The following is a 23,588-nucleotide window of genomic DNA, read 5'->3' as shown; positions in this document are numbered from 1 at the left end:
GCGGCGCGTTCGGCGCGCGTCCCGCAGCCCCCTTGCCGGGCGCTGCGAGACGCGTCAGGGCTTTTTTGCATTGAGCGGCCTCACGTTCTTGACTGCAGCAATGGGTACGTCCTGCGCAGGCAGCACCCCCCAGTCCTCGCCGCTGGCGGGCGGCGGCTGATCAGTGGCCGGTGCAGGCGCCGGCGGCTGTGCTGCGCGCTCGGCGTCGTCCTGGCGTCGGTGGGCGAGCACCAGTTCGGCGACCGCATCGACATCGGCGACCTCGATGCGCGTGCGACCCTCGAGCGCGGCGTGGGCGCGGGCCGCACGCAACATCACCAGGTCGGCGCGGACCCCCTCCACTGCCGCGGCATGGCAGCGTGCCGCCACGGCAGCATGGGTCTGGTCGTCGAAGCCGATGGCCGACAGCGCGGCACGCGCCGCGACGATACGTGCGCCGAGCATGCGCTGGGCTTCGTCGTGGCTGGCGACGAAGCCCGCCGGATCGGCGTCGAAGGCGAGGCGGGCACGCACGATGGCCTCGCGCGCAGCCGGCGCCAGGGCGTTGCCGATACGCACGAAGAGGCCGAAGCGGTCGAGCAGTTGCGGCCTCAGCTCGCCCTCCTCCGGGTTCATCGTGCCAACGAGCGTGATGCGCGCCGGATGCACGTGGCTGATGCCGTCGCGCTCGACGTGATTGATGCCGCTCGCGCACACGTCGAGCAGCAGATCCACCAAACCGTCGGCGAGCAGATTGACCTCGTCTACATAGAGCACGCCCTCGTGTGCGCGCGCCAGCAGGCCGGGACGGAAGCGTACGTCACCGGCCTTGAGGGCAGCCTCGAGGTCGAGCGTACCCACCAGCTGTTCCTCACTGGCCGACAGTGGCAGATTGACGAAGCGCCCGCCCGGCAGCAGGGCTGCCAGCGCGCGTGCGGCGGTCGACTTGGCGGTGCCGCGCGGCCCCTCCACCAGCACGCCGCCGATCAGCGGATCGACTGTAGACAGCAGCAAGGCCGTCTGCAGCGCAGACTGGCCATGCAGGGCGACGAAGGGAAAGGCCGGCGGCAGGCCGACGCTGGCACCAGGGCTCATCGTTCCTCCACACGCTGTTCGGCAGCGAGCAAGTGCTGCTCGACACGCCCACGGTAGTCGCCGGGCGACTGCCACAGGCCTCGGTCCATGGCTTCGAGCAGGCGCTCGCAGATGCCGGCGAGCGCCTCGGGGTTGTGGCGCTGGAGGAAGTCGCGGGCAGCGGCATCCTCCAGATAGGCGTCGGTGACACGGGCGTACTGGTCGTCGCGGACGACACGCGCGGTGGCATCGAAGGCAAACAGAAAGTCCACCGTCGCCGCCATCTCGAACGCGCCCTTGTAGCCGTGGCGCATCACGCCCTCGATCCACTTCGGGTTGGTCGCGCGACTGCGCACGACGCGGCTGATCTCCTCGGCAAGCGAGCGGATCGCCGGCGAGCCGGGGTTGCTGTGGTCGCCGAAGTACAGTGCCGGCTGCTTGCCCGAGAGGTGGCGTACCGCCGCGCTCATGCCGCCCTGGAACTGGTAGTAGTCATCGGAATCGAGCAGGTCATGCTCGCGGTTGTCCTGGTTCTGCATGACCAGGTCGATTCCGGCCAGCCGCTTCGCAAAGCTGTCGCTTGCGGGGGTGCCATAGTCGTCCTGGCCGTAGGCGTGCCCACCCCAGGTGAGGTAGGCGGCGGCCAGGTCGGCATCGCTATCCCAGTTACGGCCTTCGATCAGGCCCTGAAGTCCCGCACCATAGGCCCCGGGCTTGGCACCGAAGACACGGTGACCAGCCTGACGGCGAGCCTCGGCGGAGGCAAAACCGCGCCCCTCGAGCGCGCTCGCCTCGCCCTGGATGCGGGCGCGGATCGGGTTCACATCGGCGGGTTCGTCGAGCGCGGCGACCGCCTGCACCGCGGCATCGAACAGGCGGATGACGTTGGCAAAGGCGTCGCGGAAGAAGCCCGACACGCGCAGCGTGACGTCGATGCGCGGGCGGTCGAACAGCGACATCGGCAGGATCTCGAAGTCGCTCACGCGATGGCTGCCGTCGGCCCATTTCGGACGCACGCCGATGAGGGCGAAGGCCTGGGCAATGTCGTCACCACCGGTGCGCATGGTTGCCGTGCCCCACACCGACAGCCCGATGGCACGCGGGAAATCGCCATGCTCCTGCACATGGCGCTCGACCAGGCGCTCGGCCGAGCGCAGGCCCAGGGTCCAGCTTGTCTGGGTGGGTACGGCGCGGGTATCGACCGAATAGAAGTTTCGCCCGGTGGGCAACACGTCGGGCCGGCCGCGGGTCGGTGCCCCGCTCGGCCCGGCCGGCACGAAGCGCCCGCACAGGCCGCGCATGAGCTGGTACAGCTCCTGCTCGCCGCAGGCATCGAGACGCGGCTTGAGCTCGGCGTCGATGCGCGCAAGCACGGCACGCGTCGCCGGCCAGGCCATGTCGTCTGCAGCGGGCAGGCCGTGATCGAGCACCTGCAAGGCCAGCAATTCGAGACGTTCGCGCGTATCGCCGGTGGTGCGCCATGCGCCTGCATCCACTTGCGCCAGCGCCGCCGGGCGCGGCCCCTCCCAGGCTGCGGCCCAGTCGGCATCGAGCGGATCAAAGCCCGTACCGAGTTCGAGATCGGCGGCGAGCGCGCGCGTCAGCCCCTGGCGCGCGCCCTGCCCGTCGCCAGCGGGATGGCGTGCCAGGGCGAGCAGCGTGTCGCGGCGAAGGCGGCCGGTGGGCGATTGGCCGAACACGTGCAGGCCGTCGCGGATCTGCGCCTCCTTGAGTTCGCACAGGTAGGCGTCGGTGCGGTTGAGCAGCAGTTGCTCGTCCTCGGTCGTGGCCGGCGCGGCCAGGCCGAGGTCGCGGTGCAAGTCGTGGCGCAGGATGTGGTCGAGGATCTGGCGGCGCAGCAGGTCGGCGCGGCTGCGGTCGAGCATGACCGCCTCGTAGTACTCGTCGACCATGCGCTCGAGGTCGCGCGTCGGGCCGTAGCTCTCGGCACGCGTCAGCGGCGGCATCAGGTGGTCGATGATGACCGCCTGCGCACGGCGCTTGGCCTGAGTGCCCTCACCCGGATCATTGACGATGAAGGGATACAGGTGCGGCATCGGCCCGAACACCAGATCCGGCCAGCACGTCTCGGACAGCGCAACGCTCTTGCCCGGCAGCCATTCCAGGTTGCCGTGCTTGCCCACGTGCACGATGGCATCGCAGCGCCAGTGCGCGCGCAGCCACAGGTAGAAGGCAAGGTAATGATGCGGCGGCACGAGGTCGGGATCGTGGTAGCTCGCCATCGGGTCGAGCTGGTAACCGCGCGCGGGCTGGATGCCAACGAAGACCTGGCCGCAGCGCAGGCCGGCGATCAGGAAGCGCCCTTGACGCAGCATCGGGTCGGTTTCGGGCGCCCCCCAGCGCTGGACGATGGCCTCACGGCAGGCCGCCGGCAGGCACTTGAGGAAGCTCAGGTAGTCGGCCAGCGCCAGGCTCTGCTGCGCCGGTCGCAGCGTCCAGTTGTCGGGGTCGTTGGTGATGCCCGCGCGCAGCTGCGCCATCAGCGCCTCGCCGTCGGCAGGACGGTCGGACACCGCGTAGCCCTCGGCCTGCAGGCGATCGAGAATGGCGAGCACCGAGGCCGGGGTATCGAGGCCGACGCCGTTGCCCAGCCGGCCGTCGCGCACCGGGTAGTTGGCGAGGATGAGGGCAAGGCGCTTGTCAGCGTTGGCCAGGGTGCGCAACCGGCACCAGCGCTGCGCCAGTTCGGCCACGAAATCCATGCGCCCGGGCTCGGGGCGGTACTGCACGACGTCGCTCTGCGTCGCCTCGCAGCGGTGGTCGAGCCCCTTGAAGCTGACCGCACGCGTGATGATGCGGCCGTCGACCTCGGGCATGGCGATGTGCATGGCGATGTCGCGCGGCGCCAGCCCGTGGGGGTCGGCGCGCCATAGTGCCTCGTTGCCGCCGGAGAGCACCAATTGCAGTACCGGCACGTCGCCCGCAAGCGCATGGTCGCCGGGCTCGTCGAGCGCGGCGCGCGAGAACGCGGTGGTGTTGAGGATGAGCGCTGCGCCCTGCTCGATCGCCAGCGCACGCAGGCTGTCGATGCACTGCGGATCCTTGAGCGAGGTTACGGCGAGCGGCAGCGGATTCATGCCGCGCGCCTGCAAGGCGGCGCACAAGGCGGCGAAGGCGGCGGTGTTGCCGGCCTGCAGATGGGCACGGTAGAACAGCACGGGCACGCAGGGTGCACCGTTCTCCCAGTCGGCCTGCCAGTGCGCGAGCTCTCCGAAATCGTGCGCAGGATGGAAGACCGCCACCGCGGGCAAGGGGCGCGGCGGTTCGGGCACATCATCCAGGCCAAAGAACTGCGCACCGATGAAACGATAGAAATTGCGCGCATTCGCCGGCCCGCCCTCGCGCAGGTAGCGCCATAGCGTGCGTGCAAGCTCGACGTCGACACTGCCCTTCATGAGCAGGTTGGTGTCCTCGGTCGCGTCGCCCGAGAACATCACCAGCGCGATGCCATGTGCCCGGCACACCTGGCCAACCTGCTCGGTGCCGTAGGGCCAGTAGCTCTCACCGCCGAGATGGTCGATGACGACCACCCGCGCATGCTGCAGCACCTCGTCGAGGTAGAGGTCCACCGACGCAGGCTGACGCAGATGCAGGAGGTTGGCCAGGCGCACGCTCGGGAACCCCTCCCCGGGGCAGGCCGCGGCGAGCAGGGCCAGGGTTGTGTCGGCAGCGCTGAGGATGACGATGTCAGCCGGGTCCTGCGCGATGCGCGTGACCACCGAGTCGTCCTCCACGAAGCCTCCGGCCTGTGCCGCCAGCAGGTGCATGTCAGGCGGTCTCGACCGCTTCGGCAACGGCGAGCGCAGCCGCCAGAGCGCTGGCGTCGAGGTCCTCGCCGATCAGCACCAGGCGGGTACGCGGCGTCTCGTCCGCCAGCCAGCGCCGGTCGAAGTAGCTGTCGAAGCGCCGGCCGACGCCATGCACGACCAGGCGCATCGGCTTGCCCGGCAGGGCCACGAAGCCCTTGATGCGATAGATGGTGTGGGCCTGAACCAGATCATGGAGGATGGCAAGCAGGCGCTCGCGATCGACCGCGGGCAGCTCGACCGAGACCGACTGGAAGGCGTCGTGGTCATGGTCGTGGGCGTCGCCCTCTTCATGGTCGTGGTGGCTCGCACGCAGGTGGATGTTGTCCTCGGCGGCAGCGCCCAGGCCAAGGACGAGGTCGAGGTCGATACGCCCGTGCTCGCTCGCGACCACCTTCACTGCAGGCGGCAGTTCCTCGCGTACCAGGGCCTCGACGGTAGCGCGTGCCGTCTCGTCGGCAAGATCGGTCTTGGACAGGATCACCAGATCGGCTGCCGACAGCTGGTCCTCGAAAAGCTCGTGCAGCGGCGACTCGTGGTCGAGGTTGGGGTCGGCTCGGCGCTGCGCGTCCACCGCCTGCGGGTTGGCCGCGAACTGGCCGGCCGCGGCGGCGGGCACGTCCACCACGGTGATCACCGCGTCCACAGTGCAGGCGTTGCGGATCTCGGGCCAGTTGAAGGCCTGCACCAGCGGCTTGGGCAGGGCGAGGCCGGAGGTCTCGATGAGGATGTGGTCGATGTCGTCGCGGCGTGCGATGAGCTCGCGCATCACCGGGTAGAACTCCTCCTGAACGGTGCAGCACAGGCAACCGTTGGCCAGCTCATAGAGCTGGCCAGCACGCTCGCCTCCCTCATCCTCGCAGCCGATGCCGCAGCCGCGCAGGATCTCACCGTCGATGCCGAGTTCACCGAACTCGTTGACGATGACGGCGATTCGCCGCCCGCCCGCATGGGCGAGGATGTGGCGCAGCAGGGTCGTCTTGCCGCTGCCGAGGAAGCCAGTGACGATGGTGGCGGGGATCTTGGGGCGAATGCTCATCGGGATGCTCCGGGGGCGCGAGGGTGTGATCGCAGGATGTGTGCGGCAGGCAAGCGCCAGGCGCTCAGAAGTCGATGCCGGCCTGGGCCTTCACCCCGGCCTTGAAGGCGTGCTTGCGGTCGGCGATCTCGCTGACCGTGTCGGCCAGGTCGACGAGTTCGGGCTTGGCTGCGCGACCGGTAATGATCACGGTCTGCTTCGGCGGGCGCGCGCGCACCGCGGCGAGCACCTGTTCGGTGTCGAGGTAGTTGTACTTGAGCATGTAGGTGAGCTCGTCGAGCACGACGAGGCTCAGCGCCGGGTCGGCGAGCATGGCGACGGCCTGCGCCCAGGCTTCGTCGGCGGCGCGCTTGTCGGCGTCCCAGTTCTGCGTGTTCCAGGTGAAGCCGGTGGCCATCGCGTGGTAGCGCACGGCGCAGGCGCCCGGGTTGCGCTGCAGGAAGGCCACCTCGCCGGTAGCATGGGTGCCCTTGATGAACTGCACCACGCCCGCTTGCTGGCCATGGCCGAGTGCACGATAGAGGGTGCCGAAGGCGGAGGTCGTCTTGCCCTTGCCGTTGCCGGTGATCAGGATGACGATGCCGCGTTCTTCCTGCGCGCGCTCGATGGCCGCATCGACCACCTCCTTCTTGCGCTGCATGCGTTCATTGTGGCTGTGCTTCCTGTTCTCATCCATCGTTCCGCGCTCCAAGTCTTCCAAGGTGTAAGCGGAGGGCGGAACAATGGCGACAGCATGAACGCGTGCGATACCGCAGAGACTCGGATCGGGCAGGACGCGGGCGGATCATGGATCCGCTCAAGCAGTCGGCATTTGCCCGCACCCCGGGGCACTTACCTGTCTGATCGAGCGGGTCGGTCTTCTGGCTCACCTTCGTCCGGTTGCCATCGCCTTCCCGGAGCAGTGTGCTCCAGTGGCATTGATTGATGGCACCGTCAGGCTTACAGCAGCGGGGGCTGCGCCGGAATGGCGGGCCTATGGCCTCGCTTCACCGGACTTCCCGTTTCACACCCGGATGAGGACTCATCCAGGCGCTCCCGTTCGATACGGGGCGGACTATACGCCGCCGCAGTCCCACAGGGCAAGCCGTCTTGCTGCCGGCATGCCCCATGCGGGTATTCAGTTCAGTCGGCGATGAGGGATTCGGCAGGCACACCGACCCGCACATTGCCCCAGTGCCGGCCACCCACCATGATCGGCATGGCGATGTCGCACAGCACCTCGCCGGTGTCACGCAGATAGGTCTGCAACAACATCGACTCGGTATTGCGCGCCGCGCGCAGCTCGGGTGGGCGGTCGAACTTGCGGCAGGTACGGTTGCCGACCAGATCAGCCTCGTAATTGCCGGTCAACGGCTTGGAAAACTTGCTGTTGTGGGTCGACAGGTAGCTGTCGGTATTGACCGCCACGGCAAACGCTGCGCCTTGCGCGGCATTGAGGCTGCCGTCGAGGATGGCCTGGCAGCGGCGGGTGAACTCCTCGCCCCAGCTCACCTTGAACTTGGGCGGGTTGGTGCCGGCCATCGGCGTATAGCGACGATCGAAGACATCGACGTGGTTGGCCGCCATCTGCTCGAGCTGTTCCTGGATGCGGTCGCGGAAGATGCGGGTCTGGTCGACCACCTGGTCAAAGGTCCCGCGGCCGATCTTGAAGCGCGACACCAGTTCCTGTACCGCCTCGGTCGCCTTGGTCAGCCCGACCGTTCGCTGCTCGCTGTCCTGCATCTGCTCGCCAACCTTGGCCGACAGCTGGTTGATGGCGGTGACACTCTCGTGCACGCGGGCATTGGTGCTGCTCAACGACTCCATCGCGCTGGCGATCTGGCTCAGCTGCTGTCCCGTGGCTTCGAACTCGCCGACCATGTGCTCGAACTGACGCGCAGAGCGCTCGACCACCGTCCGCGTATCCTGCACGTCGACATTGATGATCTCGTTCTCGCTGCGGGTGTTCGCCACCAGGCCCAGCATGCCATTGATGTTGCCCACGATCTCCTCGGTGGCCTTGTTGACGCGCTCGGCCAGCTTGCGCACCTCATCCGCGACCACGGCAAAGCCACGCCCCGCCTCGCCGGCACGCGCTGCCTCGATCGCGGCATTGAGCGCCAGCAGATTGGTCTGGTCTGCGATCTCGCGAATCAGCACGGCGATCTGCTTGACACTCTCCGAACGCGTGGACAGGTCGTCCACCGTGGTGTTGAACCTGAGCACCTTGTCGCTGACGGTGTTGATCTTGCCCGCAATCTCCTGCATCTCGACCAGCGAGTCACGCGCAATGGCAAGGTTGGCGTTGGTCGAGTCGGTGATCTGGTGCGCACTGTGGGAGACGTCATCAATCGCCGCGGTGGAGGCGGTGCTGGTTTCGAAAACCTGAGTGGTCATGCGCTCCTGCTCGCGCGCGCCTGCGGCCGACTCCTCGATGCGCAGCTTGACCTGCACGGCCTCGCGCGCAATCTTGACGCTCATGTTCCGCACTTCGCCGATGATCTCGCGCATGCGGTCGGCAAAGCGGTTGTAACCGAGGGCCAGGTCGCGGAGTTCGTCATGACTGCTCACCGGCAGGTTGCGCGAGAAGTCACCTTCGCCGCGCGCGATCTCTTCGAACACGCCACAGATGGCGCGCACCGGACGCACGATCAGGTGGCGCATGTAGAGGATGTGTCCGACCGTCATCACCAGTGCAAGGGCGCTCAGGAAGACCGCAATGACGAAGCCCTTGTCCAGCATCGCCGTAATGCCGGCCGCTGCCTCGGGCCCTCGTGCAATGAGACGCTCGATCTCGGCCGACTGCCACCAGAACAGGACGAGGTAGCAGAGGTTCAGCAGCGGCAGCAACAGGAAGCTGCTGAGCTTCTTGGTCAGAGAGTTCCAGAACGTCTTTTCGACGGATTCGTATAGCTCGCGGAAACTGCTCATTTCCTGGTTCCTGGGACGAATAGGATCGGTGATACCACTATCGGAGTGCAGAGCACGCACTTTAGGGCGGTTCGCGAAATATTTCCGAGAAACAATGCACGCCCCGTTGCCGCGCCACCGTCACCCCGCGGCTGCCCCCTCCCTCTGGCAGAAGGGGATGGCAACGCTGCCCTGCCGCAATTGCCCTGCCCCCCCTCCGCCTGCGACAATCACGCCTTTGCCGCTGGCACCGCGCCGGCGCCCACGAATTTCCATCCGACCCGAATCCACACCATGTCCGACCAGACGAACACCCCGCCGCAGGACGAAAACCACCTGATCGCCGAGCGTCGCGAGAAACTCGCTGCCTGGCGCCAGAGCGGCCGTGCCTTCCCCAACGACTTCTCACGCGAGAACACCGCCGGCAAGCTCGACGAGCTGTATGGCGAGAAAGACGCCGAGGCGCTGGAAGCCATGCCGGTCGAGGTCAAGGTGGCCGGCCGCATCATGTTGAAGCGCGTGATGGGCAAGGCGAGCTTCGTCACCATCCAGGACCTGTCGGGCCGCATCCAGCTCTACGTGCAGCGCGACGGCGTGGGCGAGGACGTGTATGCACAGTTCAAGACCTGGGACATCGGCGACATCGTCGGCTGCGTCGGCACGGTGTTCAAGACCAAGACCGGCGAACTGTCGGTCAAGGCCAGCGAGATCCGCCTGCTCACCAAGAGCCTGCGTCCGCTGCCGGACAAGTTCCACGGCCTTACCGACGTCGAGCAGAAGTACCGCCAACGCTATGTCGACCTCATCATGAGCGAGCAGTCGCGCTTCACCTTCGTGGCGCGCAGCCGCATGGTGCAGTCGATCCGCAACTACATGACAGGCCACGGCTTCCTCGAGGTCGAGACGCCGATGATGCACCCGATCCCGGGTGGCGCCGCAGCCAAGCCCTTCACCACCCACCACAATGCGCTCGACATGGAGCTGTTCCTGCGCATCGCGCCCGAGCTCTACCTCAAGCGCCTGGTGGTGGGCGGCTTCGAGAAGGTGTTCGAGGTCAACCGCAACTTCCGCAACGAAGGCCTCAGCCCGCGCCACAACCCCGAATTCACCATGATGGAGTTCTACGAGGCGTACGCGAACTACAAGACGCTGATGGACTTCACCGAAGGCCTGATCCGCCACGCCGCACGCGAGGCGCTGGGCACCGAATCCTTCGTGTACCAGGGGCGTGAGCTCGACCTCTCCAAGCCCTTCCACCGCCTCACCATCGTCGAGGCGATTCGCAAGTACCACCCGGGCTTCACGCTGGAGCAGCTGGCGGACGCGGCGTGGCTCAAGCAGAAGATCAAGGACTTCGGCGAAAAGGTGAAGCCGGGCGGCCTGGGCAGCCTGCAGCTGCAGCTTTTCGAAGCCTGCGCCGAAGCCGAACTGTGGGAGCCGACCTTCATCATCGACTACCCGGTCGAGGTTTCGCCGCTGGCACGCGCCTCCGACACCGACCCCGAGATCACCGAGCGCTTCGAGCTCTTCATCGTCGGCCGCGAGATCGCCAACGGCTTCTCCGAGCTCAACGACCCCGAGGACCAGGCCGCGCGCTTCCGTGCGCAGGTCGAGGCCAAGGAGGCCGGCGACGAGGAAGCCATGTATTTCGACGCCGACTACATCCGCGCGCTCGAGTACGGCTTGCCCCCGACCGGCGGCTGCGGCATCGGCATCGACCGCCTGGTGATGTTGCTCACCGACTCGCCGTCAATCCGCGACGTCATCCTCTTCCCGCAAATGCGCATGGAATGAGCGACTGAGCACGCATCACGCCCGATCGCGTGCAGGCGCCACGGCACCTTGCCGTGAGCGCCGCACTCCCGTACACACCACCGGTAAGGGCCCCCGATGGATTTCATCCAGATCGTCATCCTTGCAATCCTCCAGGGCCTCACTGAATTCCTGCCCATCTCCAGTTCGGCGCACCTGATCCTGTTCCCAAGGCTCGCTGGCTGGGACGACCAGGGTCTTGCCTTCGACGTCGCCGTGCACCTGGGCACTCTGGTTGCGGTGGTGTGGTACTTCCGCGACGAAATCACCGCCATGACGAAGGATTGGGCTGCATCGCTCGTCCGCAGGCAGCGCGTCGGCGACAGCCGCCTGGCTTGGGCAGTCATCCTCGGCACCATCCCGGTCGGACTCGCCGGACTGCTGTTCAAGGGCTTCATCGAGCAGGCGCTGCGCTCACCGCTGGTCATCGCGTGGACCACGATCGGCTTCGGCCTGCTGCTCTGGGTCGCCGACCTGCATGGCCGCAAGGTCGCCCAGCCTCGCAGCGAACATGCGCTTTCCCGCCGCGACATCCTGCTCATCGGCTGCGCACAGGCCCTGGCGCTCATCCCCGGTACCTCGCGCTCAGGGGTCACGATGACCGCTGGGCTTCTGCTCGGACTGTCACGCTCGGGGGCTGCGCGCTTCTCCTTCCTGCTGTCGATTCCGGTGATCGTCCTCGCCGGTGGCCTGAGTGCGCTCGACCTTGTCCGGGAAGAACATGCCGTGGACTGGTCGGCAATGGCCTGGGGGGTGGTGCTGTCGGCAATCAGTGCCTACCTGTGCATCCACGTCTTTCTGAAGTTGCTCGACCGCATCGGCATGTTGCCCTTCGTGATCTATCGGCTCGCGCTGGGCGGCTTGCTGCTGGTGCTTTTCTGGGGGCACTGATGTGAGCTTCGCCCGCGCGCCCTTCACTGCGCTCGCCTGCCCACTTGATGGCGAACCGCTGCAGCACGGGGGCGCTTGCTGGCGTTGCGAGGCGGGCCACAGCTTCGACATCGCAAGCCAGGGCTACATCAACCTGCTGCCGGTGCAACACAAGCGCTCGAAGGACCCCGGCGACAGCAAGGAGATGGTCGCTGCACGGCGGCGATTCCTCGAGGCCGGCCACTACCGTCCCATCGCCGATGCAGTCGCCGCCGCACTGATCGAGCTTGGCGCTGCGCACACCGACGAGCTTGCCTGCCTGGACGCGGGCTGTGGCGAGGGCTACTACCTACGCTGCGTAGCGGAATCCGTCGGCGAGGCCCACAACCTGAGTCTCGTCGGCCTCGACATCTCGAAATGGGCAGTGCTGGCCGCCGCGCGGCGGGATCCCCACACGTGCTGGATCGTGGGCAGCAATGCCCGGTTGCCGATCCTGCCCGGCACGCTCGATGCCGTGCTGTGCCTTTTCGGCTTCCCGGTGCATGCCGAGTTCGCGCGCGTTCTCAGGCCCGGCGGCATACTGCTGCAACTCGACACCGGCCCGAGCCACCTGCTCGCGCTGCGCGAGATCATCTACCCGAGTATCAAGCCCGAGCGCATGCTCGACGATGCGCCACCTGCAGGCTTCGAGCTGATCGAGCAACGCCGCCTGGCCTTCGACTTCGAGCTCGAAGGCGCTGCACTCATCGCCGACTTGCTGACAATGACTCCGCACCTCTACCGCACCAGCCCCGCCGGGCGCGAACGCGCAGCGGCGCTCACGCGACTCGCGCTTGGCGCCGAAGTGCGCCTGCGCGCCTACAGGCGGCTCGCCAGCGCCTGATCGCCGCTTGCCGGAGCAGCACCGCCGCGCTCGGCGCGCAACTCGGCAAGCTCCGTGCGCAAGGCCTTCAGCTCCGCCATCACCAGCTCATGCTCGGTTACCACCAGTTCGCGGGTCTCCTCCTGCTCGGCATGATCGCTGGTATTCATCGCGTCCACAACGATGGCAATGAACAGGTTGAGGACCGCGAAAGTGGTGGTCAGGATGAAGACGACGAAGAACAGCCATGCAAGCGGATGCACCTCCATCACCGGGCGCACGATCCCCATCGACCATGACTCCAGCGTCATCACCTGGAACAGGGTGTAGAAGGACGCACCGATGCTGCCGAACCACTCCGGAAAGTCGGTTGCAAAGAGCTTGGTCGCCATCACCGCGGCCACGTAGAACACCAGCAGCAGCAGCGTCAGCACGGAACTCATGCCAGGGATCGCGCGCAGCAGCGCATTGACCACCTTGCGCATCGACGGCACCACCGAGATCAGGCGCAGCGCGCGCAGGATGCGCAGCGCACGCAGCACCGACACGCCCTCGCCCACCGGCAGCAGCGTGACGCCCACGATCAGGAAATCGAAAACGTTCCAGCCGCTGCGGAAGAAATTGTGCCGATACACGACCAGCTTGAGCACGATCTCGAGCACGAAGATGGCGAGCGCGACACGGTCCAGCACGACCAGCGCACTACCGGCCGCTGCCATCACGGTGGGCGAGGTCTCCAGGCCGAGTGTGATCGCATTGATGACGATCACCGCGATGATGAATTTCTGGAATCGGGAAGATTCGACGAGCGCTTTGAGTGCGGACATGGCGTTACCAGGGCGAATCGAAATTGAACGGCGCGCAAGCTACCATTACACGCTTTCAAACACCACCTTGGCGCCGGCCCTGCGCCGGAACACCTCGCCGCCGCACAATGCCGATCATCCCCGCCCGCCTCGAGCACAGCGCCGACGGCGTTCCCTACTCCAGCACCTTCGACGACATCTACCACTCGGCCGATGGCGCGCTCGGCCAGGCGCAGCACGTGTTCCTGGCCGGCAACGCCCTGCCCGAACGCTGGCAGGGCCGCGAACACTTCGTCATCCTCGAGACCGGCTTCGGACTCGGACTCAACTTTCTCGCCACCTGGGCCGCATGGCGAGCCGACCCGCAGCGTTGCAAACGCTTGCACTTCGTCTCCTGCGAACTGCACCCCTTCAGCACCGAAGACCTTGCCCGCGTGCATGCGCGCTGGCCACAACTTGCCGCACAAGCGGACGCCTTGCGCGCGCAATGGCCCGCACTGACGCAGGGCCTGCACCGCCTGCACCTGGACAACGACCAGGTGACGCTGACGCTTTACTTCGGCGATGCACGCGAGGGCCTGGCCCAGCTGCTAGCCCGTGCAGACGCCTTCTATCTCGACGGTTTCTCGCCCGCACGCAACCCTGAGCTCTGGTCAGCGCGCATCTTTCACCTGCTTGCCCGCCTGGCCGCACCGGGCGCCACGCTTGCCACGTGGTCGGTGGCGGGCGAAGTCCGCGAAGGCTTGCGCCGCGCCGGCTTCGAGGTCCGCAAGGCTGCAGGCTTCGGCGGCAAGCGCCAGATGCTGTGCGGCATCCTCGCCAACAGCGAGACGCGCTCGCAGACGGACGAACAGGCACTGCCAGCACGCGGACATGCGCTCATCGTGGGCGCGGGGCTGGCTGGGTGCAGCATGGCCGAACGCCTCGCCGCACGGGGCTGGACGATCGAACTGATCGACCAGGCAGCAGGCCCCGCAAACGGCGCCTCCGGCAACCTTGCAGGCGTGCTGCGCCCGCTACCCAGCCTGGACGACAACCGCATGAGCCGGCTCACACGCGCCGGCACGCTGCATGGCTGGGCGCACATCGCGCGCCTGCGCGCGCGCGGCCTCGCCGTGCAGGCGGACGCCTGCGGCGTGCTCCACCTTGCACGCGACGGCGCGCAAGCAGCCAAGATGCAGGCGGTGGTCGAACGCCTGGGCCTGCCCGCCTCGCATCTGAGCCACGTCGACGCGGACGCTGCCGCACGCATCGCCGGCTGCACCGTCGCCGCGGGCGGATGGTGGTTCGCTGGCAGCGGCTGGGTGCAGCCGCCCAGCCTGTGCGCGGCCAACCTGGCCGCAAGCGGGCAAAGCCTGCACACGCACTTCGGCCGCAAGCTGACTCAGCTCGAGCGCCAGGGCGGGCTATGGCACGCCTACGACGACCAGCACCGGCTGATTGCGGCGGCGCCGGTGGTCATCCTTGCGGCCGGCGTCGGCGTACTCGAACTGGACACCGGCATGCGGCTCCCGGTGGTCAGTGCCCGCGGACAGGTGTCCCTGCTGCCTGCTGCCAGTGCCAGCCCGCCGCGCGTCGTGGTGTGCCGCGGCGGCTACGTAAGTCCGGAGATCGACGGACTGCGCTGCGCGGGTGCGACCTTCGACGTCGATGACAGCGAGCCTGCGCTTCGCGCCCGCGACCATGCCGACAACCTCGGCAAGCTCGAAGCCATGCTGCCTGGCTTCACCCATGGCCTCGACGCAACTGCGCTGCGCGGCCGTGTGGGTTTCCGCCCGGCCTCCCCCGACCGCCTACCGATGATCGGCGCCCTCCCTGCGGACGGGACAGCCGCGCCACGGGCCGAACTCGCAGGTCTGGCACGCCAGGCGGGACTGCATGTGCTGTCAGGCTACGGCGCACGCGGCCTGGTGTGGACGACATTGGCGGCCGAGAGCCTCGCCAGTGCGCTGTGCGCCGAACCACTGCCGCTCGAGCGCGACCTTTGGGAGGCACTCGATCCGGGCCGCTTCCTGCTACGTCCGCCGCGCCCGGGGCGTACGGCCGAATGAGCGGCCGCAACATCGCCGAGTTGCGGGCCGCGCTCGAGCTGACCGGATGGCGGCTGGCAACGACGCAACGCCTTGCCCAGGTCGGCGACTGGACACTCGACCGCGACAGCGGAAGGATGACCTGGTCGCGCGAGCTCTTCCGCATGCTCGAGCGCCCTCAGCACCTGGGCGAACCGGACATCAACGAGGTCTTGTCCTACTACACACCGAGCTCGCTCGATCGCACCCGCGACCTCTTCTGGCACGCAATCGACACCGGCGATCGTTGTTCGCTGGAGCAAGAGGTGCTGCTGCCCTCGGGCAAGCAGCGTCACCACTTCACCGTCATCGAGCCGCACAAGGACGCAAGCGGTCGCGTCGTGAGACTCTACGGCACGGTACAGGACATCACCACGCGCAAACGCCTCGAGGCCGAGCGTATCCGCCAGCTCGCCCGCGTGGCCGAACTGTCCCGCCACATGATCGAGATCGAGGAACGCGAACGCCGCCAGCTTGCAAGCGCGCTCCACGACCGCGCCAGTCCGAACCTCGCCGCGCTGCGCATCCTGTTCGCCAACCTCGCCGACAGCCTGCCCACACAAGTGCGCGCAGCGTGCGGAACGCTGCTGGAGGACGTCGACGCACTGCTGGCGGACACCACCGCAGGCATCCGCGAGATCTGCACCGACCTGCGTCCGGCCACACTCGATTACGCAGGTCTCGAACCTGCGCTGCGGGAATATGTCGAAGCGTTCAGAAAACGCACACGGCTCGATGTGGTGTTGACAACGGCCGGTGCCGAAGCGCCCGGACTCGCCGCCGAGGCCCAGACCCTGCTGTTCAGGCTGGTGAAGGAGGCTTTGACAAACTGTGCCAAGCACGCATGCGCCGGGCAGGTTCGTATCGGGCTCGAGCGCGAGCCGACGCGCACGCGCCTGTCCATCGTGGACGACGGCGTAGGCTTCGAGCTTGCCCTGCTCGGACAACCGGGCAGCACGCCCGGACTTGGGCTGATCACGATGCGCGAACGCGTGGAGCTGGCAGGCGGCCAGTTCGTTCTGATGACCAAGCCTGGAGAAGGCACTGCCATACAGGTTTCCATCCCGCACCTGACTTGTTGACGGAGCGACCATCATGAAGCTTCGTATCGTGCTTGCCGATGACCACCAGATGTTCCGCCACGCCCTGCGTGCCCTGCTTGCCCGTGACAACGGCCTGGAGGTCGTCGCCGAAGCGGCGAGTGGCGACGAAGTCCTCGCTGTCGTCGCCCGCCAAGCGGTGGATCTCGTATGCATGGACGTCGCCATGCCGGGCATGAACGGCATCGAGGCAACCCGCAGGCTGTGTGCCAGCCACCCCGGCGTTCGTGTCATCGGCCTCTCGGCCTTCGCCGACCGCCAGTTCGTCATGGACCTGCTCAACGCCGGCGCCAGCGGCTACATCACCAAGGCAGAGGCTGGCGACGAGTTGCTGCGTGCGATCCGCACGGTGCAGCAGGGCCGTAGCTACATCTGCCCCGATGTGGCTGGGGCAGTTGCAGGCGCCCTGCGAGACCGCGACAGCCTCGAGACCGCGCTGCCCCGCCTCACCGCGCGCGAACGCCAGGTGCTCCAGCTCATTGCCGAGGGCTACACCTCACCGCGCATTGCCGAACGCCTGCATGTCGCCCCGTCCACCGTCGAGGTGCACAGGCGCAACATCATGCGCAAGCTCGACCTGCACAATGTCGCCGAACTCACACGTTACGCGATCACCAACGGCATCAGCCCAAGCACCGCAGGCGAGCTCTCTCGCCTGCCCTGACCTTGCCGGCGTCCGTCCCTGGCCGATGGCTACCGGGTTCACGGTATGCAGAACAGCGCGAAGCGGGTATGGGTGCGCAACGCGCATTCATATAGCATTGCCAGAACAAGCACTTTCCTGCAACGACCGTCCGGAGGCCTTCATGATCCACCAACCCAACGTCGAGAAATTCTCGGCAAACGCCCAAGCCAGCATCGAACACCTCGAGGCCTACGCACAGATCACCCTCTCCGCCGCGGAGAAACTGCTCGCACTCAACCTCGACACCGCACGCACCTTGTGCGAGCTGGCTTCGAACAGTGGCGCACAGCTCGAATCGGGCGACCTGCGCAGCGCACTCGCGACACAGGGCGCCACCCAGAGCAAGGGCTTCGAGCACCTCACCAGCTATTTGCGTGACGTGAGTAAGCTTTGCGTGCAGACGCAAAGCGAGGTCGTCGAAGTGGGTTCCCGCCAGTTTGCAGACCTGCAACGAACCATGCAGTCGATGTTCGAGGAGGCCGGCAAGCTGAGCAAGGTCAACCCGCTGGAGGTCATCGTGCCCGCCACAAGCACCGCGTCACGCACCCGCAAGGCAGCCTGACCAGGCGTACCAGCGCCCCGCTTCAAGCCCCGGCCTGCCGGGGCTTTTTTGTCGCCGCGATTTGCGTGCTTGATGATCATCAAGCACGCAAATCGATAGAAACCGCGCCAGCACTAGGGGTCCGAAAATATTGATGTCGATCAAAGCAGGGAACTTTCAGCCTGCAAGAGTGCGCCACCGAAGCAACTTTCACAGGGGTGAGCACATCATGATCGTAGGAAGTTCCAAGCATCTTCGCGCCATTGCAATCTCGGCCCTGGCTCTGGCCTGCCAGGCGGCCTTCGCCGAGGCTCCGGCCGGCCATAGTGACGCAGCAATGAAGGAATATCAGGCTGCAGCCTCGCCCTTGGCCGAGGTGCCGATGCACCATGACATCAACCCGCTCGCACCGCGCATGTCGGAGCCTGAGTTCGACAAAGCCAGCCGCATCTTCTTCGAACGCTGCGCCGGCTGCCACGGCGTGCTGCGCAAGGGTGCCACCGGCAAGGCGCTGACGCCTGACCTTACCCTCGAGAAGGGACTCGACTACCTCAAGGTCTTCATCAAGTACGGCTCGCCGGGCGGCATGCCCAACTGGGGCACTTCGGGCGTGCTCACCGACGACGAAGTCGACCTGATGGCACGCTACATCCAGCAGACGCCGCCCGCCCCGCCCGAGTTCGGCCTCAAGGAAATGGAAGCCTCGTGGAAGGTCGTGATCCCGGTGGAGAAGCGCCCCACGAAGAAAATGAACGACCTCAAGCTCGAGAACCTGTTCTCGGTGACGCTGCGCGATGACGGCAAGATCGCCCTCATCGACGGCGACAGCAAGCAGATCGTGAGCATCATCGAGACCGGATACGCGGTGCATATCTCGCGCATGTCGGCGTCGGGCCGCTACCTGTTCGTGATCGGCCGCGACGCCAAGATCAACCTGATCGACCTGTGGATGGAGAAGCCCGAGACTGTCGCCGAGATCAAGGTCGGCCTCGAGGCACGCTCGGTCGAGAGCTCCAAGGCCAAGGGCTGGGAGGACAAGTACGCCATCGCCGGGACCTACTGGCCGCCCCAGTTCGTGATCATGGACGGCGACACCCTGCAACCGCGCAAGATCGTGTCGACCCGCGGCATGGTGGTCGGCACCCAGGACTACCACCCCGAACCGCGCGTGGCCGCCATCATCTCCTCGCACTTCAACCCGGAGTTCTTCGTCAATGTGAAGGAAACCGGCATGGTGTACTCGGTGGACTATCGCGACCTCGAGAACCTGAGCATCAAGATGATCGAGGCCGCGCCCTTCCTCCATGACGGCGGCTTCGAGTCCTCGCATCGCTACTTCATGGACGCGGCCAACGCCTCGGACAAGATCGCCGTCATCGACACCAAGGAAGGCAAGCTCGAGAAACTGGTGGACGTGGGCAAGGTGCCGCACCCGGGCCGCGGTGCCAACTTCCTCGATCCCAAGTACGGCCCGGTGTGGGCGACCGGCCACCTCGGCGATGAAACCATCTCGTTGATCGGCACCGACCCCGAAAAGCACCCGGACAACGCCTGGAAGGTCGTGCGCACGCTCAAGGGCCTGGGCGGCGGCTCACTGTTCCTGAAGACGCACCCCACCTCCAAGAATCTGTGGGTAGACACCACGCTCAACCCCGACGAGAAGATCAGCCAGGCGGTTGCGGTATGGGACATCGACAACATCGACAAGGGCTACGAGCTGATCCCGATCGGCGACTGGTCGGGCATCAAGGCCGGCCCCAAGCGCGTCGTTCAGCCCGAGTACAACAAGGCGGGCGACGAGGTCTGGTTCTCGGTGTGGAACGGTGCGGACCAGGAATCGGCCATCGTCGTGGTCGATGACCGGACGCGCAAGCTCAAGGCCGTGATCCGCGACCCGCGCCTGATCACGCCCACCGGCAAGTTCAACGTCTATAACACCCAGCACGACGTCTATTAATATCGAGGCTACCCGGAGGGCACGATGTCCGACCGGCCTCTGGTGCCGGCACCGCCGGTCGGACAACGGACAAAAGGCCTGAATCACTTGAACACACGGTTACGACGCGGTACTTGGGCACAACGGGACTTCCTGTCCCGCTGTGCCATCTTTTTTGGACTGTCACCCCAACGCCTCGAAGAACTCGAGCGCGCAGGGCGCCTCGTGGAACTCTCCAGCCACGCAAGCCTGTATCGCAGCGGCGAGCCCGTGCGCGACGCCTGGCTGTTGTGCAGCGGCAGCGTGGTGCGCTTCCAGCCACTCGAGGATGGTGGCCGGCGGGCCATCGAAGTCGTCCAGGGCCCTCAGTTGCTCAACCTCGGTGAGACCTTCAGCGCAACGCACTACCGCTCCTCGTGCGAAAGCAGCAGCCGCTGCATTCTCGTTGCGATCGACATGCGCGTGCTGCGGCCGATGATCAGCGCCGAACCGGCCTTGAGCGCATCGATCATCGAAGCGCTCGCGCGTCGCCTGTCGGCAACGGAAACCGACAGCCGGGGGCATCATCGCAGCACCACTGGCGCCCAGCGCATCCTCGACTACCTTCTCGAGCAAGCCGGCGAGCCGGGCAGGCTGGCAGGAGAAAGCACCGTCACGCTGAATGCCACCAAGAAGGTGATCGCATCTCAGGTGGGACTCACGCCAGAGGCCTTCTCGCGCAGCCTGCGCCAGTTGATCGACCAGGGGGTGCTCGTGGTCGACAAGCGCAATTTCCACATCCAGCATGCGGCCTTGCTCGATACCGGGCTCGGTGACGCCGGCCATCGCCTGAGCTTTGCGCGCAAGACACGGCGCACGGCCACGGACATGCGTAACGGTCTCCCGCCCGGAGCGCTGATCAACCTCTGCGGTCGCCTTCGCTTCCTTTCGCAGCAGCTGGCCATCGCCTCGGCCCGGCTGGTGTGGGAGATCGCACCCGCTGATGCCCGGATCCGCCTGCGCCAGTTCGACGGCGAGTTCGAACGCACCTTGGCTCGTCTGCGCAAACTGCCACTGGAAGCGGCGTTGGAGGAGCCTCTGGCGGCTGTCCTGCGCACCTGGCCGGCCTATCGCCAAGCCCTGTTATCGACTGCAGCCACCGCCCAGGACCGCTTGAAGCTGTTCCGCCTCAGCGAAGCAGTGCTCAACGTCGCGGACCACCTCACCAGCGTGGCTGCGCAGTGCGCCGGTACGCCCGACGCACGCTATGTGAACGTTGCGGGAAGGAACCGCATGCTGTCGCAGCGCATCGGCAAGCTGTTCCTGTTCCGCGAACTGGTCGACACGCAGGAGGAGATCGACGACCAGATCAGCGCATCGATCGTCGAGTTCGACGCCAACCTCGACGAATTGCGCCAAGGCAGTCGCCGGCTGCCGGAGCTCATCGCCCAGCTCGACGAGGTCGCGCAGCAGTGGGAGCGTTTCAGCGCCGCGCTCGCGCCCGACCCCTCGCGGATGAACAGGAACCGCCACGCGCGCCTGCTGCTGGCCGAGGGCGACCGCCTGCTGCGCTACGTGGACACGGCAGTCAAGCTGTACGAACGCCTGACGAAGTAGAACCGGGCGAAAAACCGATCACCGACACCACCAAGCAGCAATGTCATCGACACGAAGACTGACCGCCATACGCGAGCGCATGCACGAGCTCGCAGGCATTCCACACAGCAGCCAGCATGGCGGCGAGCCCTGGGTGGCAAGTCTCGGAGGCCTGCTCGGAATCGCGATCGTGGTCGCGCTCACGCAGGGCATGGTGGGCAGCGAGGCGGCCGTGTTCGTGGTGCCCTCGCTCGGCGCTGCTGCGGTGATCGTGTTCGCCGCGCCGCACAGCCAGTTCGCGCAGCCCTGGCCCCTGCTGGCCGGAAACATGCTGTCGGCACTGGTCGGCGTGCTCAGCCAGCTCATCATCCCCGACCCGACGCTGGCCGGCGCAGCAGCGGTGGGCGGCGCGATCGGTGTCATGCACCTGGCACGCTGCATACATCCGCCCGGCGGTGCGACCGCACTGGCTGCGGTCGTCGGCGGCCCGGCGATCCACGACCTCGGCTTTGCCTATGCCCTCTATCCGGTCGGCCTGAACTGCCTGATCCTGGGCGCAACCGCCATCCTCTTCAACTATCCCTTCCCCTGGCGGCGCTATCCGGCCAGCCTCACCCACTACGCACCGCTGCCCCCTGGGCGTGGCGGTGGCGGCTACCCACTGCCCGGCGACGAACATGTACGCAAGGCAATGGACGAGCTCAATGTCGTGCTGGACGTCGGCACGGACGAACTTCGCCAGGTCGTCCACCGCGCGCTCGCAATCGCGCAATCCAGCGCCGACAGCAGACTGCCCCAGGTGAAGGCCGGTCACTTCTACTGCAACGACCGCCCGGGACAACAATGGTCCGTGCGCCAGATCATCGACGAGCACCGCTCGGCAAACCCGGACGAAGACATCGTCATCTATCGGGTCGTCGCCGGACGCGGCCTGGATCGTACCGGCCGCTGCACCAGAATCGAGTTCGCGCGCTGGGTCGGCAGCGAGTTTCGCCCCCGCCGCCAGCAGCGCTGAAGCGCGACGCTCAACCGCCGCGGAAAGCCTCGGTCACAGATGGCGGTCCAGGCGCGCCAGCACGCGCTCGCGGCCAAGCACTTCGAGCACCGCATCGATCGACGGCGTCTGCGGCACGCCCAGCACGGCCACCCGCAGCGGAATGGCCACCTGCGGCATCTTCAGGCCATGCTCGGCCATCGTGTCCTTGATCGCCTGCGACAGCGCAGCCTTGTTCCAGTCGGTGCCGGCAAGGCGGGCACGCAGGCTGACCAGCGCAGCACGCGCAGCGTCGGTCAGGTGCTGCCCGATCACCTCGGGTGCAGGATGAACATCGGCCACGAACAGCTCGGCCGAGTCCGCCAGTTCGTTGAGATTGGCGACACGGTCCTTGTACAGCGCCACCACGGCCTCGAGCGCCACCCCGGTCTCGGGATTGACACCGCGACGAGCGAGGCGGTTGGCAACTTCGGCAGCGAGAAAGCCGTCATCCGCCTTCTTGATGTACTGCGCGTTGAGCCAGTTCAGCTTCTCGGTGTTGAACTGCGCCGCCGAGGGGGTGATATGGTCGAGATCGAACCATTCGACGAACTGATCACGGCTGAAGACCTCGTCGTCACCATGGCTCCAGCCCAGGCGCGCCAGATAGTTGATCACGGCTTCGGGCAGGTAGCCGTCGTCGTCATACTGCATCACGCTCACCGCACCGTGGCGCTTGGAGAGCTTGGTGCCATCGTCGCCCAGGATCATCGACAGGTGGGCGTAGAGCGGCACCTCGGCGCCGAGCGCGCGCAGCACGTTGATCTGGCGCGGGGTGTTGTTCACATGGTCGTCGCCACGGATGACATGGGTGATGCCCATGTCCCAGTCGTCCACCACCACGCAGAAGTTGTAGGTCGGCGTGCCGTCGGCACGCGCGATGATGAAGTCGTCCATCTCGGCGTTGGCGATCTCGATGCGCCCCTTGACGAGATCGTCCCACGCCACCACGCCATCGGTCGGATTGCGGAAGCGCACCACCGGCTGCACGCCTTCGGGCGGCTGCGCCAGGGCCTTGCCCGCCTCGGGGCGCCAGCGCCCGTCATAGCGCGGCTTCTCGCCGCGGGCGCGCTGCGCCTCGCGGATAGCGTCGAGTTCCTCGGACGACATGTAGCAGTGGTAGGCGGTGCCGGCGGCCAGCATCTGGCCGATGACCTCCTTGTACCGGTCCATGCGCTGCATCTGATAGAACGGACCTTCGTCATGCGCCAGGCCCAGCCAGTCCATGCCGTCGAGGATGGCCTGCACCGCCTCCAGCGTCGAGCGGGCAACGTCGGTGTCCTCGATGCGGAGGACGAAGGTTCCGCCATGGCGACGGGCAAAAGCCCAGGAGAACAGCGCGGTACGCGCGCCACCAATGTGCAGGTAGCCAGTCGGGCTGGGTGCGAAGCGGGTGCGGACAGGACGGGAGGCAATGGCTTGGGACATGGCGAAAAGGAAACTGGATGCTTGAGCGAAGCGCGGATTCTAAGCGATTGCCGCGCCGCGGGG

17 protein-coding genes and 1 riboswitch are annotated in these 23,588 nt (G+C 66.5%); of the genes, 10 read left to right on the top strand and 7 right to left on the bottom strand.

Features of this window, described 5'->3' with window-relative positions:
• Positions 1 to 54: 54 nt before the first annotated feature.
• The 5 genes from LQF09_RS09295 to LQF09_RS09275 all read right to left on the bottom strand — a co-directional run bounded on the left by LQF09_RS09295 (position 55) and on the right by LQF09_RS09275 (position 8,829).
• Positions 55 to 1,074 (bottom strand): ATP-binding protein, encoded by a 1,020-nt coding sequence (locus LQF09_RS09295; RefSeq protein ID WP_270069772.1) that lies wholly within the window; start codon positions 1,072 to 1,074, stop codon positions 55 to 57.
• The gene (gene cobN / locus LQF09_RS09290; RefSeq protein WP_270069771.1) at positions 1,071 to 4,841 is read right to left on the bottom strand and encodes a cobaltochelatase subunit CobN; all 3,771 of its coding nucleotides are present in this window, start codon (positions 4,839 to 4,841) and stop codon (positions 1,071 to 1,073) included. Before cobN ends, LQF09_RS09295 begins: the two co-directional genes overlap by 4 nt.
• Before the next feature lies 1 nt (position 4,842).
• Positions 4,843 to 5,919 (bottom strand): cobalamin biosynthesis protein CobW, encoded by a 1,077-nt coding sequence (gene cobW / locus LQF09_RS09285; protein ID WP_270069770.1) that lies wholly within the window; start codon positions 5,917 to 5,919, stop codon positions 4,843 to 4,845.
• Between the two features lie 64 nt (positions 5,920 to 5,983).
• Entirely contained in the window at positions 5,984 to 6,595 is a 612-nt protein-coding gene (gene cobO, locus LQF09_RS09280; RefSeq protein ID WP_002927840.1) for a cob(I)yrinic acid a,c-diamide adenosyltransferase, read from the bottom strand.
• A gap of 157 nt (positions 6,596 to 6,752) precedes the next feature.
• Positions 6,753 to 6,973, bottom strand: a riboswitch (cobalamin riboswitch).
• 68 nt (positions 6,974 to 7,041) lie between these two features.
• A complete protein-coding gene (locus LQF09_RS09275) occupies positions 7,042 to 8,829 on the bottom strand; it encodes a methyl-accepting chemotaxis protein (RefSeq protein WP_002927838.1) in 1,788 nt (595 codons plus the stop codon).
• Positions 8,830 to 9,102: 273 nt separating this feature from the next.
• Here LQF09_RS09275 and lysS point away from each other — a divergent pair, with 273 nt between their 5' ends.
• The 3 genes from lysS to LQF09_RS09260 all read left to right on the top strand — a co-directional run bounded on the left by lysS (position 9,103) and on the right by LQF09_RS09260 (position 12,373).
• Positions 9,103 to 10,602, top strand: coding sequence for a lysine--tRNA ligase (lysS, locus tag LQF09_RS09270; protein WP_002927836.1), 1,500 nt, complete (start codon positions 9,103 to 9,105; stop codon positions 10,600 to 10,602).
• 96 nt (positions 10,603 to 10,698) lie between these two features.
• Entirely contained in the window at positions 10,699 to 11,511 is an 813-nt protein-coding gene (locus tag LQF09_RS09265; protein WP_002927834.1) for an undecaprenyl-diphosphate phosphatase, read from the top strand.
• A gap of 1 nt (position 11,512) precedes the next feature.
• Complete coding sequence (locus tag LQF09_RS09260) at positions 11,513 to 12,373, top strand: putative RNA methyltransferase (protein WP_270069769.1); 861 nt, start codon at positions 11,513 to 11,515, stop codon at positions 12,371 to 12,373.
• On the opposite strand, the gene LQF09_RS09255 is transcribed toward LQF09_RS09260, so the two are convergent.
• Positions 12,349 to 13,179, bottom strand: a complete 831-nt coding sequence (locus LQF09_RS09255) for an ion transporter (protein ID WP_270069768.1) — start codon at positions 13,177 to 13,179, stop codon at positions 12,349 to 12,351. The genes LQF09_RS09260 and LQF09_RS09255 overlap by 25 nt on opposite strands.
• A 107-nt stretch (positions 13,180 to 13,286) precedes the next feature.
• Between LQF09_RS09255 and mnmC the strand changes: the two genes are divergently transcribed.
• From mnmC to LQF09_RS09220, 7 genes are all read left to right on the top strand, one after another.
• On the top strand, positions 13,287 to 15,209 hold the full coding sequence (mnmC, locus tag LQF09_RS09250) for a bifunctional tRNA (5-methylaminomethyl-2-thiouridine)(34)-methyltransferase MnmD/FAD-dependent 5-carboxymethylaminomethyl-2-thiouridine(34) oxidoreductase MnmC (RefSeq protein ID WP_002927826.1): 1,923 nt from the start codon (positions 13,287 to 13,289) through the stop codon (positions 15,207 to 15,209).
• A complete protein-coding gene (locus tag LQF09_RS09245; protein WP_270069767.1) occupies positions 15,206 to 16,309 on the top strand; it encodes a PAS domain-containing sensor histidine kinase in 1,104 nt (367 codons plus the stop codon). The genes mnmC and LQF09_RS09245 overlap by 4 nt, the downstream gene beginning before the upstream one ends.
• A 13-nt stretch (positions 16,310 to 16,322) precedes the next feature.
• Positions 16,323 to 16,991: a response regulator gene (locus LQF09_RS09240; RefSeq protein WP_002938624.1), complete on the top strand. Its 669-nt coding sequence runs from the start codon at positions 16,323 to 16,325 to the stop codon at positions 16,989 to 16,991.
• A 142-nt stretch (positions 16,992 to 17,133) separates the two neighbouring features.
• Positions 17,134 to 17,574 carry a phasin family protein gene (locus LQF09_RS09235; RefSeq protein ID WP_270069766.1) on the top strand — a complete coding sequence of 147 codons (441 nt, stop codon included), beginning with the start codon at positions 17,134 to 17,136 and terminating at the stop codon, positions 17,572 to 17,574.
• Positions 17,575 to 17,782: 208 nt separating this feature from the next.
• Positions 17,783 to 19,510: a nitrite reductase gene (locus tag LQF09_RS09230; RefSeq protein WP_002927815.1), complete on the top strand. Its 1,728-nt coding sequence runs from the start codon at positions 17,783 to 17,785 to the stop codon at positions 19,508 to 19,510.
• Between the two features lie 204 nt (positions 19,511 to 19,714).
• Positions 19,715 to 21,085, top strand: a complete 1,371-nt coding sequence (locus LQF09_RS09225) for a type IV pili methyl-accepting chemotaxis transducer N-terminal domain-containing protein (protein ID WP_270069765.1) — start codon at positions 19,715 to 19,717, stop codon at positions 21,083 to 21,085.
• 79 nt (positions 21,086 to 21,164) lie between these two features.
• Positions 21,165 to 22,079, top strand: a complete 915-nt coding sequence (locus tag LQF09_RS09220; RefSeq protein ID WP_002927811.1) for an HPP family protein — start codon at positions 21,165 to 21,167, stop codon at positions 22,077 to 22,079.
• 33 nt (positions 22,080 to 22,112) lie between these two features.
• Here the strand turns inward: LQF09_RS09220 and gltX are convergent, their stop codons facing one another.
• Positions 22,113 to 23,525: a glutamate--tRNA ligase gene (gene gltX / locus LQF09_RS09215; protein WP_270069764.1), complete on the bottom strand. Its 1,413-nt coding sequence runs from the start codon at positions 23,523 to 23,525 to the stop codon at positions 22,113 to 22,115.
• Positions 23,526 to 23,588 lie beyond the last annotated feature (63 nt).

This window comes from Thauera sp. WB-2 (assembly GCF_027594845.1).
Taxonomy (GTDB): Bacteria; Pseudomonadota; Gammaproteobacteria; order Burkholderiales; family Rhodocyclaceae; genus Thauera; species Thauera mechernichensis.
This window is presented reverse-complemented; position numbering and strand designations above follow the sequence as displayed.